The organism is Aeromonas cavernicola (assembly GCF_002795305.1).
GTDB lineage: Bacteria > Pseudomonadota > Gammaproteobacteria > Enterobacterales > Aeromonadaceae > Aeromonas > Aeromonas cavernicola.
In genome coordinates, this window is the sequence record NZ_PGGC01000090.1 from 1 (window position 1) to 12138 (window position 12138).

Below are 12138 nucleotides of genomic sequence, written 5' to 3' on the forward strand. Positions count from 1 at the left end.
GAGCCGGTGTCTAGCTTAGGTGCTGAAGATGCCCATTATGAGGGGCTCAAACCACCCTATCTGACAGCCAACCAGCTCATGCTAGATAAAGATGAGCTACGTGCTGTGCGTGGAGTGACCGCCAAGATCTATGCCAGACTCGCCCCTTATGTGTGTGTGGTCCCGAATAACAAGTTGAAGATCAACATTAATACCCTTGACCCCACTCGTCCGGCGCTGCTCAGTGCTCTCTATTTGGGCAAGATAGGTACAGATGAAGCAAAACGAGTGTTAACCGAGCGTCCCCAAAAAGGGTGGCAAGAGAAAAAAGCGATGACGGTTCAGATGCCCGTTCAAGCTAGTACCATCCCGGGGTTAGAGGACTCATTAGTAGTGAGCAGCGACTATTTCAACGCGCAATTAATTGCCGAAGTAGGTGATACGCGGGCTAGGTTACAAACCATCTTTATGCGTAGTTCTGAAAATAAGCTGGTGGTCTTGCGTCGTCTCAATGATGGGGCTGAGTAGCATTCGGCAGAGTCTGCTTTTGGGGCTGCGTCGTACGTGGCAGGGAACCAGCCGTTGGGTTGATAGATGGGCGTATCGGCAAATTAAGCGGTTAGCCGCGCAGGAGAGAGCGTAGTGAGCGAAAGTCTGGTCATCCGGTTGGGGACCAATCAACAACAACCGGTAGCTTGGTTAGTCTGGTCGGCAGGGGAGCAGGAGATCATTGCTTCTGGTACCTTGGCCTCGGCTGATGGGTTGTCAGCGCTGCAGGAGCGGGCAGGTGGTCGCCCAGTGGTGGTGCTGGTGCCTGGTAGCGATCTTATCTTCCGCCGCGTCACCTTACCCGGTCGCTACAATCGGCAATCTGCGGCGGCCTTACCCTATTTGTTAGAAGAGTTAGTCGCATCTGATGTCGACGAACTGCATCTTGTGGTGCTGGCCCATGATGGTCCCTTGGTTGATGTCATGGCTGTTGATCGTCACAAAATGGATCAATGGTTGGGGTGGCTGGAGGCGGCCGGTTTACACACCCGCCAGTTGCTGCCGGATGTACTGGCACTTTCTCCCGCTGCTGATGGCTGGTCTGCTTTGCAACTGGGGCAGGAGTGGATACTTCGTCAAGGTGCCTACCAAGGTATTGTTGCCGATGAGGGATTGTTAGCCTTGGTATTGGCTGCACAAGCTGAGCCGATCACCATTTATACCCATACACCCGCTCCCGCCATGGCGGCGGCTAATTGGGTACCCGCAGACCCCGAGCTCCCTATGCTGCTGCTTGCCAATGGCGCGCTCACCTGCCAAGCCAATTTACTCACAGGCCCTTATCGCCCGCAAACCGAATACAGCCGTTACTGGCAGCAGTGGCGTAACGTGGTGGTGATGGCGGGGCTGCTGCTGCTGGTTGCACTCGCTCAACGGGGTGTCCAGTTATACCAACTGGCAGAGCAAGATAAGGCCCTCAAAGCTGAAATTAGAGCGGTGTATAGCCAGATTTTTCCTGGGGAGACGCGAATCGTCAATGTACGCAGTCAGATGAACCAACATCTCAAGCTGCTCGGGCAAACCTCACAAAGTGGTGTGTTGCTGGTATTGACTGAGCTTGCCCCCACCTTGGCTGAGATCCCCGCACTCAAACTCCAAGTACTGCGTTTTGATGCCGATCGTAGTGAACTGAGGCTGCAGGTCACTGCCCCTAGTTTCGGCGATATTGAGCGGTTTCGTGAGTTAGCTGGCAAACGCTTTATGGTGAAGCAGGGAGAGATCCGCAGCACCGAGGGCAATGTTGAGGGCACGCTTGTGCTCAAGGACAAATCATGATGATCAATAAATGGCAGCGTTGGTGGCAGCAGATGACCACTCGCGAGCAGCGACTGGTTGCTATCGGTGGTGGATTACTGTTGGTTGGGATCTGTTATTGGACGATCTGGCAACCGATCACGAACCGTATTGAAGAGCGGGCACGGCAGGTACAAAATCAGCAGCAAACTTTGGCGTGGCTCAAAGAGAAAGGACAGATCGTGCTGGCCATGCAAGGTGGGCAAGGTCGCCAGATAGATACCAGCGGCACCCTTGAAGGGGTGGTTAACCGCACCGCATTTAACCAAAAAATCGAGATTGCCCGCCTGCAGCCACAGGGCAATGCGTTGCAAGTGTGGATCGATACCGTGCCTTTTGAATCACTGCTTTTGTGGTTAGCCACCTTGGTTGAGCGTCATGGTGTTGACGTCGAGGTGATCGAAATTGCCCGTGAAAATCTGGCACCTGGCCAGGTTAAGGTCAGACGTTTACAACTGAGTCGTCCCGAATGAAACAGCGTTTACTGATTGCCACTCTGTTTGTCGTGGCTTACATCCTCTTTTTGCTGGCCACGCTACCTGCGGCCTTGGTGGTGCGCTATTTGCCACTACCAGCCCCTCTCAATACCTTGCTGACCCTAGAAGGGGTCAGTGGCACGATCTGGCGTGGCCAGATCGCACGGCTGCAATACGCCAGCGAATCGATCAGTCTGTTACGGTGGGAGCTTAACGGCTGGTCGCTGTTGCGCCTTGCTCCCGAGGTGTCGCTGCGTTTTGGTGATCGAAACAGTGTCAATGGGCAGGGCGTGGTTGGCTGGCAGGGCGCGCTATTTGGTCGTGATGTCACCTTAAATTTACCTGCTGCTTGGTTATTGTCCCGCGTCCCCATGCCGTTGCCATTTGCGCTGACGATCAGTGGCCAGTTGCAACTAAAAGTGGATCAATTTGCCCAAGGCCAACCTTGGTGTGACAACCTTTATGGCAACCTCGACTGGTATCAGGCCAGTGCAGATACCCCCGCTGGTAAATTGGATTTGGCCGATCCAGCACTGACGCTGAACTGTCTGGATTCCAAGTTAGTGGCCGAGCTCAAGCAATCCTCGGAGATGGTGCAAACCATAGGACGCGCTGAGTTACAACCAAACGGTCAGTATCTGTTCCAAGGTAGTTTGAAACCCGGTCCAGCCTTGCCTGAACAGATGAAACAGGGGCTGCCCTTGCTGGGACAACCTGATAGTCAAGGGCGTTTTCCGTTACGTTATCAAGGGCAGATTTAAGTCGGCACAGCGAGCAACTTGGTGAGCGTAACCTGATGGGATGGCATGGTGAGTCACGAGGTTGTCAGCCGTGCCGCTTTAGTACTCCTTGGCGATGTGGTGGGCCCACTCTGTATTGCACGACCATAAAAATGGCCTCATACCATCGCGGTTCAAGAGGGTTGTTTAACGTTGATGAGGCAGTGAGATGATGGAGCCCCAATGGTGGTTGGCCCTGCTCGGGGGCAGTTTGATCGGGTTGGCTGCATTATTACTGCTGCTGTTTAACGGCCGGATGGCTGGGATCAGTAGCATCTTAGTGGGAGCTCTAGCGCAGCAAGAGGCGTGGCGCTGGCTGTTTTTATTGGGCTTGGCGATGGGAGCATGGCTCGCATTTCTGTTGGAGTGGGCTGTGCTGCCTGATCTTACTCGTTTGCCTGCGTGGCCTTTGGTGCTGTTGGCTGGGCTATTGGTTGGTGTGGGAACTCGGCTTGCGAATGGTTGCACCAGTGGGCATGGGATCTGTGGCATCGGTCGCTTATCAGCGCGCTCTGTTATCGCCACCCTCACCTTTATGATAAGTGCGGCTTGCACCGTGTTCGTCACTCGCCATCTCTGGTAAGGAATCGCCATGAAGCTGTTCATGAGTCTGGTGGCTGGCTTGCTGTTTGGGCTGGGACTGGCAATGTCGGGGATGGTCGATCCCGCTCGGGTGCTCGCGTTTCTCGATGTGGCAGGTGCTTGGGACCCAAGTTTGGGGTTTGTGATGGGGGGCGCATTATCGGTATTTATGCCGGGCTATTTTTGGCTGGTCAAACCACGGCATCAGAGTCTGTTAGGCGAGCCCCTCCCTGCTAGACCCACTGCCACGATCGATCATCGGTTGCTCGGTGGTGCAGGGTTATTTGGTATTGGTTGGGGGTTGGTAGGAATATGTCCAGGACCGGCTTTGAGTTTGCTGCTCACTGGCGCCCCGATGGTGCTGCTGTTTGTGGTGGCGATGACGGCTGGCCTGTTATTGGCCAACCGATGGCAGCACAAATGGGCTGGCTCGCCGCAATAATGGCGTTCTTACAGAGGCGACAGCCCCGAGCCTATCCATTCTGCTGGCAGAGTCGGTTCACGCCAGCCTTGGATGATGATCAGGCTGGCGCGCCGTGGGTCTTTGCCTACTTCGTCAGATCTCATCTTGGTTGGCGTGACAACACCCATGAGGTCAACAAGTCCACTCCGCTTTGCATCACTCGTTCATCGAAATCAAACGCATTGTGATGATGGGGGGCCGCCAAGTCGGCGCCTAAAATCAGATAAGCGGCTTCACCCCCCTGTTTTTGTACTCGCTCCATCAGGAACCCTGCATCTTCACTGGCCCCGAAGCGGCGGGTCTGAATAGTGGAGAGCCCCTGCTTGCGGGCGAGTGTGGCCAGTTCGGCTTGCAGTGCTGGACTGTTATTGAGGGCGATAGCCTCACCCTGCTTAATGATGCGGTAGGTCACATCGTGGGCGAGGGCACAGCCTTCGACAATCCGTTGCACCTGACCAAACATGTAGTCGTTGAGGGCACTGTCAGCGCCGCGGGTTTCACCACGTAGTTCAGCATGGTCTGGAATCACATTTCGGCCACTGCCACTATGGAGCTGACCAATATTGATACGGGTCATGCCGTCGCGGTGGCGAGGGATACCGAGCATGGCGGTGGTCGCCATGCAGGCAGCGGCCAGTGCATTATTACCCGCATTAGGCTCGAGTCCGGCGTGGGCTGCCGTGCCCATGAAGTGAACATCGAATTTAGTAGAGCAGAGAAACTCGGTGGGGTTGATCACCAGTTCACCGCTGCTGGCGTGAATGCCAATATGAAGCGAAAGCAGGGCATCCACATTATCGAGAGCCCCCCCTGCGGCCAATGCCTTGCCGCCACGGCATCCCTCTTCGGCGGGTTGGAAGAAGAGCTTGATGCATCCGCATAGCTCCTCTTTCATTGCCATCAGGCGGCTGGCTAACCCCATCCCGATCGCGGTGTGACCGTCGTGAGCACAGGCGTGCATCCACCCCTTATTGTGAGAGGCAAAACCCTCCTGTTGTGGTAGGTGCTGATCGGCTGCGGATTCCTCCACTTCCACCGCGTCGATGTCGAAGCGAAAAGCCAATGTGGGGCCGGGACGGCCGGTATCTAGTTCTCCCATTAGGCCGGTCACATCGCCGATGCGCTCTAGCCAGTCGGGATGGGCTCCCTGACGGCGAGCGCGGGCTTTTTCGGCGGCCACATCGACATCACGCCCCATCATCAGATTGCTGGCGAGTAGCTTATCGCCCAGCACAATCTGATAGCCAAGCTCGCTCAGGTGGTGGGCAATCAGGCTGGTCGTTCGGAACTCTTTCCAGGCCGCTTCCGGTAGTCGGTGTAGGTCACGGCGCCAGTTGATCAAGTGCTCAAGGGTCATCCTAGCTTCCTTGGTGATGCAATTTACCGACTATTGTGCACTTTTTTGCTCAGTGAGCATACGCAGGAGGAGCAGAGGTTGCAGGAGAGGGGATTATCGATAAATCATCCCCATCCTTTGTATTCTGCCTTATTCGGTAAAGCCCCTACAGAATTTGCTACACGACTTACCTTTTGGTTCGAATCAAGTATACTTGCACGCGAATTTAAAGCGCCAAATTGTAAAAAAGGAAGCTCACGTGAATCCTATTGTTAAGTCATTCCAGTACGGTCAACACACCGTCACACTGGAAACCGGTGTGATGGCCCGTCAAGCCACTGCGGCCGTCATGGTCAGCATGGACGATACCTGTGTATTTGTGACTGTTGTTGGTAAGAAAGAGGCCGATCACGGCCGCGATTTCTTCCCACTCACTGTCAACTATCAGGAGCGTACCTACGCTGCTGGTCGTATCCCGGGTGGTTTCTTCCGTCGTGAAGGTCGTCCGAGCGAGGGTGAGACCCTCATCTCCCGCCTGATCGACCGCCCTATTCGTCCGTTGTTCCCGGAAGGCTTCTTCAATGAGGTTCAGGTGGTCGCCACTGTGATGTCCGTGAACCCAGCTGTCTCCCCCGATATCGTGGCGATGATCGGTGCATCGGCTGCGCTGGCTATCTCCGGTATTCCATTCAGCGGCCCGATCGGTGCGGCACGTGTGGGCTACATGAGTGGTCAATATGTGCTGAACCCAACCACCGCAGAGTTGCCGCAGAGCGATCTGGATCTGGTGGTGGCCGGTACTGCCAACGCGGTACTGATGGTTGAGTCCGAAGCAGCCATCCTCTCGGAAGAGGTGATGCTGGGCGCTGTGGTATATGGTCACGAGCAGATGCAAACCGTGATTGCTGCCATTAATGAATTTGCTGCTGCCGTGGCAACTAAACCATGGAACTGGACTGCGCCTGCAGTCAACGAAGCGCTGAAAGCCAAGGTTGCCGAGCTGGCGACTAGCGATCTGGGTGAAGCCTACCGCATTATCGAAAAAGCGGTACGTTATGAAACCATCGCAGCCATCAAAGGCCGTGTTGTGGAGCAAGTGATCGCTTCCGGCGTTGAAGAAGATGCCAAGAAGATCGGCGAAGAGTTCCACAGCTTGGAAAGCCGCATCGTGCGTGGTCGCGTAGTACGCGGCGAGCCGCGTATCGATGGCCGTGATCCAGAAATGATCCGCGCATTGTCGGTAGCGACTGGCGTGCTGCCGCGTGCTCACGGTTCTGCGCTGTTCACTCGCGGTGAAACCCAAGCCATGGTCGTTGCGACCTTAGGTACTGAGCGTGATGCTCAGAACATCGACGAACTGACTGGCAACCGTGCTGATCGCTTTATGCTGCACTACAACTTCCCACCATATTGTGTCGGCGAGACCGGCATGATGGGCAGCCCTAAGCGTCGTGAAATTGGTCACGGCCGTTTGGCTAAGCGCGGTGTCGCTGCGGTGATGCCGAGCGCAGCCGAGTTCCCATACGTGGTGCGTGTGGTATCTGAAATCACCGAATCCAATGGTTCTTCTTCCATGGCCTCCGTCTGTGGTTCCTCTCTCGCGCTGATGGATGCTGGTGTGCCAATCAAGGCCTCTGTTGCTGGTATCGCAATGGGGTTGGTGAAGGAAGAAGAAGGGTTCGTCGTGTTGTCTGACATCCTAGGTGATGAAGATCATCTGGGTGACATGGACTTCAAAGTTGCCGGTACTACCGAAGGGGTGACCGCGCTGCAGATGGACATCAAGATCGAAGGTATCACCAAAGAGATCATGGAGATTGCCCTCAAGCAAGCTCGTGGTGCTCGCCTGCACATCCTGAAAGTGATGGATGAGGCCATTCAGACCCCACGTGCTCAAATCTCCGATTTTGCTCCGCGTATTCATACCATCAAGATCAACCCAGAGAAGATCAAAGATGTTATCGGTAAAGGTGGCTCGGTGATCCGTGCATTGACCGAAGAGACCGGCACCAACATCGAGCTGGATGACGACGGTACTGTGCGCATCTCTGCTGTTGCGAATGAAGCTGCCATGGAAGCGATCCGTCGCATCGAGGCCATCACCGCCGAGATTGAAGTGAACCGTATCTATGAAGGTAAAGTCGTTCGTTTGGCTGACTTCGGTGCGTTCGTCAACATCCTGCCTGGCAAAGATGGCTTAGTGCACATCTCTCAGATTACCGATGTGCGTGTGCAGAATGTGGCTGATTATCTGAAGATCGGTGATGTGGTCAAGGTGAAGGTACTGGAAGTGGACCGTCAGGGCCGCGTACGTCTCTCCATCAAAGAAGCGAACGCTCCGACCGAAGCGGCTGCACCTGCTGCTGACGCAACCCCTGCCGCTGAAGAAACGCCTGTTGCAGAGTAATCTGCTCTCCTGATACCGGACTGGTTCCGGTTGATGTAAAAAGTCCGGCTCCCGAAGGGGAGCCGGACTTTTTTATGGTCAAAATGCGCGATCAGGAATTACTTGCCGAGAATGGCGTACTGGATCTCTTGCAACGGTAGTATATGGCTGGCGGCGCCCAGTTTGATCGCTTCTTTGGGCATACCGAACACCACGCAGGAAGCCTCATCTTGGGCATAGGTGTTGGCGCCAGCCTCCAGCATCTCCCGTAATCCTCGGGCACCGTCATCGCCCATCCCGGTCATAATAATGCCGGTGGCATTCTTGCCCGCATATTTTGCGACAGAGCGAAACAGCACATCCACCGAGGGACGATGGCGGTTGATGAGTGGCCCGTTAACGACCTCGACGTGATAGTAGGCTCCGCTGCGTTTGAGCTGCATATGTTTGCCTCCGGGGGCAATCAGCGCCAGCCCTGGGAGCACTCGGTCATTGTTTTTTGCTTCCCGCACCTCTATCTGGCAGACCCCATTCAGCCGCTCGGCGAACATGGCGGTAAATTTCTCCGGCATGTGTTGCACGATAACAATGCCTGGACTGACTAGGGGGAGGGCTGTTAGTACGGTTTCCAGTGCTTGGGTGCCGCCAGTCGAGGTGCCAATAGCAATCAGCCGTTCGGTGGTATGGGCCATGGCGTGTTGATTGGGTGCCAGCATGGCATCTGCGTTGAGCTTGGTGCTGACTGGCACAGAAGAGGGCTTGCCAACGCGTTTGAGGTTGGCCTGGGCCGCAGCTCGCACCGCCATAGCCAAGTCGTGAGCAGATTCTTGCAGAAAGCTTTTTATCCCCATGGTCGGCTTGGTGATGATGTCCACTGCACCGGCGGCCATTGCCTGCAAGGTGGTCTCAGCCCCCTTTTCGGTGAGGGAGGAGCAGATCACCACGGGTGTTGGATGCTCCGCCATGATCTTGGTGAGAAAGGTGATGCCATCCATACGGGGCATCTCCACATCGAGCACGATGACGTCAGGCCACTCTTTCTTCAGTTTTTCCTGCGCAAACAGAGGGTCCGATGCCGTGGCGATGACCCGGATATCGGGCTCCTGCTCCAGCACCGCTTGCAATACCTGTCTGACCACGGCGGAATCATCTACCAGCATGACTCGGATCTGCTTCATTCTCGCGACTCCCATTGATGTGGCAGACGATGATGGTGCAGCCAGACACTGCCGTTATTGAGCTCAAAGAGCACGCTGCGGTGGCCGCTATGGCCAAGGTGATGAGCCTTGATATCAAGGCCAAGGTGTCGGGTCAGCTGCCAAGCTGCCTGGATATTTTTAGCGGCGACATTATGGTCGCTCTGTGCGTATTGAGGCTCGGTAAACATATTGCCACCTCCGAATAACTTGGTCTCATATTCATGGATGGGGGCGGGGTAGTGACTGGCGGCTTGCAGTAGTAGGGCGAGAGCCTCATCGGCATAGCGCCCATCAAGCATGGTCGAGGGATTGCGCCGACTGGGCAACATGTAGTGACACATGCCTCCCTGTTTCTGCTCTGGATGCCATAAGGTGATGGCAATGCAGGAGCCTAACACGGTTTTGAGCACCACATCCTCCTTGCCAAAGAAGAGTTCTCCCGGTTGTAGGACCACCTCCCGAGCCATGATTTATCCCTTCTGGTAGATGGATGGAGAGACAAGCCGTAGGCCGTGGGGCAGGCCGTGCAGGCTTTCGGAGTGGCTCACTAGCAGGTAGCCACCGGGTTTGAGTCTAGGCAGCAGCCGTTGCAACACCTGTCCTTTGGTCTCCTTATTGAAGTAGATCATCACGTTTCTGATGAAGATGACGTCAAACATGCCGATGTCCGGTAGATCCTGATTGAGGTTGATCTGCATGAACTGCACCTTGTCTCGTAACTTGCGTTCGATGATGAAGCTGCCTTCCTGCAGGCCCACGCCTTTGAGGCAATATTTCAGCAAAAAGGGCTGTGGAATATTTTGTGCCCGTTCGATGGGGTAGCGCCCACTCATCGCCTGTTCCAGTACTCGGGACGAGATATCGGAGGCTAGGATCTCCCAATTAAAGGCGCTGCGTTTTTCTGCAAGGGTCATAGCCAGACTATAGGGCTCTTCGCCGGATGAGCTGGCCGCACTCCAGACCCGCAGTTTTTGATCGGGCGGGAGTGTGGCGATGATCTCCCGTGCCAGAAACTCGAAGTGCTTAGGTTCTCTAAAAAAGTAAGTCTCGTTGGTGGTCAGTAGATCGAGTGCCAGCTGCAGTTCGCTGCTGCGATCGTTCATGATGAGCTGGAAGTAGTCGTCATAACTATCCAGCTCATAGTGACAGAGTCGTTTCGCTAAGCGGCTGGCAACCAGTGCTTTCTTGGTGGAAGAGAGCTCAATTCCCGCCGTGTGATGAAGCCAGCGTTGGAAACGGGAGAACTCTTCATCATGCAGCTCGGTTTGATACAAAACATGGTCCTTTACCGATGTTATCGGAGGTGAGAGAGGCAACGCCTCTCTCGTGACTAGAACCGGACAAAATCGCCGTCGTTGATGGGGCGTGGTGCGGTGGCGGCTCGCTCCCGAGTGCTGGCATTGTGCTCGTTCATGAAGCGACCTCGGGTATTGGGATGAAGGTGTGAGGCGGTCGTTTTCCCCTCTTTGCTGTGAGTCTCTAGGGTAAAGAACTCCATGGCCAGTTGTAGCTGCTCAGCTTGGCTGCTCATCTCTTCTGCTGTGGCGGCCAGCTCTTCGCTGCAAGAGGCGTTTTGTTGAGTGACCTGACTCAACTGATTCATGGCTTGGTTGATCTGACTAACGCCGGTGGATTGTTCCACCGAAGCGGCACTGATCTCCTGCACCAGATCTGAGGTTTTATTAATAGAAGGAACCATTTGATCCAGCAAACGCCCCGCTTTTTCTGCCATCTCGACGCTGCTGGAGGCCAGCTCGCCAATCTCTTGGGCCGCTACTTGGCTACGTTCGGCCAGTTTGCGTACCTCTGCTGCCACTACGGCAAAGCCTTTGCCGTGATCGCCTGCTCGCGCCGCTTCGATGGCGGCGTTGAGTGCCAGCAGATTGGTCTGGTAGGCGATGTCGTCAATGATGCCAATGCGTCTGGCGATCTGTTTCATTGCATCAACGGTCAGTTTGACGGCTTCTCCGCCCTCGATGGCCTCTTTGGCCGCTTTGCTGGCCATGCCGTCTGTGACCTGAGCGTTGTCGGTATTCTGGTTGATGCTGGCGCTCATCTGTTCGATGGAGGCGCTAGTCTCCTCCATGCTGGAGGCCTGTTCACTGCTGGATTGGCTGATTGACTGGGCGGTCGCGCTGACCTGTTCGGCGGCGCTAGATAGATTGTCAGAAGCGCCACGTACTTCGGTGACGATCTTAGTGAGTGAAGAGATAGTTTTGTTGAGCGCATCCTTGGTGGTGCCAAATACGCCAGGAGAATTTGTTTCAACCTTTTGCGTCAGATCCCCGGTTGCCAGACACTGCACAACTCGAATGACATCGTTAAGAGTGCCATCGATCACATCGGCAATCTGGTTGATCCCTTCTCCCATGGCCTGAAAAAAGCCGCTCTTGCCAGCCAGCTCCATCCGGCGGTGCAGCTCGCCATTGATCACAGCTTGCACGATGTCGGACATCTCTTTCTCTATCATCACCTCCTTGGTTCTGTCTGCCCATTCGACCACGGATCCCAGCCGTTCGCCGATATCGTTGAAAACCGGATTGGCGATCAGGGAGAAGGTGCGGCCTCCCAGCTGGATCTGGGTGCGAAAGGTGCTGTTGAGTTTGGCTAACATGGCACGCTGATGGCCGGGATTTTTATGAAAACTGTCTATATTGGCGCCCATCAGCTGATTGGCGTTGAAGCTGTAGAGCTCTTTCTTGATGTCGGTTTCAGCCTGATTGAGCATGTCAGTCACCGCCTCGTTCATGTAGATAATGTCGAGGTTGGTATCAGCGATCATCACGTTAGTGCTGGCACAGTCGAGAGCTTTGCGAACCAACTGGTTCTCATAAAGCAGAGCCTGGCTCTTTTTAATGTCATTGCGGCTCTGTTCTAGCTTATTGCTGAGTAAGGTGACCACCTCGTTGATGGCACTCCCTACTTCTCGAAGGGGGCTATCTATGCCAGCTAGGTCGAGTAGGGCAGGAACCTGCTCTGCCTGCACTGCGTGTTGCAGCTGGCCGATAGCATCGAGTAATTGGGTCCGTTGTTTCACTTCGGTGGCATTGTCCCCGAAGAGTTTTCCTAACAGTGATTGGGTCATGAGCGTTTCCT

12 protein-coding genes are annotated in these 12138 nt (G+C 54.9%); 7 read left to right on the forward strand and 5 right to left on the reverse strand.

Annotated elements, in window-relative coordinates; translation table 11 throughout:
• From gspK to CUC53_RS10175, 6 genes are all read left to right on the forward strand, one after another.
• Positions 1-507: type II secretion system minor pseudopilin GspK (gene gspK, locus CUC53_RS10150; RefSeq protein ID WP_157798249.1), on the forward strand; the 507-nt coding region annotated here is incomplete at its 5' end.
• A 114-nt stretch (positions 508-621) separates the two neighbouring features.
• Entirely contained in the window at positions 622-1803 is a 1182-nt protein-coding gene (exeL, locus tag CUC53_RS10155) for a GspL family type II secretion system protein ExeL (RefSeq protein WP_100294054.1), read from the forward strand.
• Positions 1803-2294 (forward strand): GspM family type II secretion system protein ExeM, encoded by a 492-nt coding sequence (exeM, locus tag CUC53_RS10160; RefSeq protein ID WP_100294082.1) that lies wholly within the window; start codon positions 1803-1805, stop codon positions 2292-2294. Before exeL ends, exeM begins: the two co-directional genes overlap by 1 nt.
• Positions 2291-3058 carry a type II secretion system protein N gene (locus CUC53_RS10165; RefSeq protein ID WP_100294055.1) on the forward strand — a complete coding sequence of 256 codons (768 nt, stop codon included), beginning with the start codon at positions 2291-2293 and terminating at the stop codon, positions 3056-3058. Before exeM ends, CUC53_RS10165 begins: the two co-directional genes overlap by 4 nt.
• Before the next feature lie 187 nt (positions 3059-3245).
• The gene (locus CUC53_RS10170; RefSeq protein ID WP_100294056.1) at positions 3246-3659 is read left to right on the forward strand and encodes a YeeE/YedE family protein; all 414 of its coding nucleotides are present in this window, start codon (positions 3246-3248) and stop codon (positions 3657-3659) included.
• 9 nt (positions 3660-3668) lie between these two features.
• A complete protein-coding gene (locus CUC53_RS10175) occupies positions 3669-4100 on the forward strand; it encodes a YeeE/YedE family protein (RefSeq protein ID WP_100294057.1) in 432 nt (143 codons plus the stop codon).
• 121 nt (positions 4101-4221) lie between these two features.
• On the opposite strand, the gene CUC53_RS10180 is transcribed toward CUC53_RS10175, so the two are convergent.
• Complete coding sequence (locus CUC53_RS10180) at positions 4222-5478, reverse strand: amidohydrolase (protein WP_100294058.1); 1257 nt, start codon at positions 5476-5478, stop codon at positions 4222-4224.
• Positions 5479-5716: 238 nt separating this feature from the next.
• Here CUC53_RS10180 and pnp point away from each other — a divergent pair, with 238 nt between their 5' ends.
• Positions 5717-7864, forward strand: a complete 2148-nt coding sequence (gene pnp, locus CUC53_RS10185; protein ID WP_100294059.1) for a polyribonucleotide nucleotidyltransferase — start codon at positions 5717-5719, stop codon at positions 7862-7864.
• A gap of 98 nt (positions 7865-7962) precedes the next feature.
• Here the strand turns inward: pnp and CUC53_RS10190 are convergent, their stop codons facing one another.
• From CUC53_RS10190 to CUC53_RS10205, 4 genes are read right to left on the reverse strand one after another with little or no spacing between them, the layout of a single operon-like run.
• Complete coding sequence (locus CUC53_RS10190; protein ID WP_100294060.1) at positions 7963-9021, reverse strand: protein-glutamate methylesterase/protein-glutamine glutaminase; 1059 nt, start codon at positions 9019-9021, stop codon at positions 7963-7965.
• The gene (gene cheD, locus CUC53_RS10195) at positions 9018-9509 is read right to left on the reverse strand and encodes a chemoreceptor glutamine deamidase CheD (protein WP_100294061.1); all 492 of its coding nucleotides are present in this window, start codon (positions 9507-9509) and stop codon (positions 9018-9020) included. Before cheD ends, CUC53_RS10190 begins: the two co-directional genes overlap by 4 nt.
• Before the next feature lie 3 nt (positions 9510-9512).
• Positions 9513-10316: a CheR family methyltransferase gene (locus tag CUC53_RS10200; protein ID WP_100294062.1), complete on the reverse strand. Its 804-nt coding sequence runs from the start codon at positions 10314-10316 to the stop codon at positions 9513-9515.
• 56 nt (positions 10317-10372) lie between these two features.
• On the reverse strand, positions 10373-12127 hold the full coding sequence (locus CUC53_RS10205) for a methyl-accepting chemotaxis protein (RefSeq protein WP_100294063.1): 1755 nt from the start codon (positions 12125-12127) through the stop codon (positions 10373-10375).
• Between the last annotated feature and the right edge of the window lie 11 nt (positions 12128-12138).

Coding starts and splice junctions, on each gene's coding strand:
- exeM (WP_100294082.1), top strand. CDS start 1,803: ATGATCAATAAATGGCAGCGTTGGTGGCAGCAGATGACCACTCGCGAG.
- CUC53_RS10165 (WP_100294055.1), top strand. CDS start 2,291: ATGAAACAGCGTTTACTGATTGCCACTCTGTTTGTCGTGGCTTACATC.
- CUC53_RS10170 (WP_100294056.1), top strand. CDS start 3,246: ATGATGGAGCCCCAATGGTGGTTGGCCCTGCTCGGGGGCAGTTTGATC.
- CUC53_RS10175 (WP_100294057.1), top strand. CDS start 3,669: ATGAAGCTGTTCATGAGTCTGGTGGCTGGCTTGCTGTTTGGGCTGGGA.
- CUC53_RS10180 (WP_100294058.1), bottom strand. CDS start 5,478: ATGACCCTTGAGCACTTGATCAACTGGCGCCGTGACCTACACCGACTA.
- CUC53_RS10190 (WP_100294060.1), bottom strand. CDS start 9,021: ATGAAGCAGATCCGAGTCATGCTGGTAGATGATTCCGCCGTGGTCAGA.
- cheD (WP_100294061.1), bottom strand. CDS start 9,509: ATGGCTCGGGAGGTGGTCCTACAACCGGGAGAACTCTTCTTTGGCAAG.
- CUC53_RS10205 (WP_100294063.1), bottom strand. CDS start 12,127: ATGACCCAATCACTGTTAGGAAAACTCTTCGGGGACAATGCCACCGAA.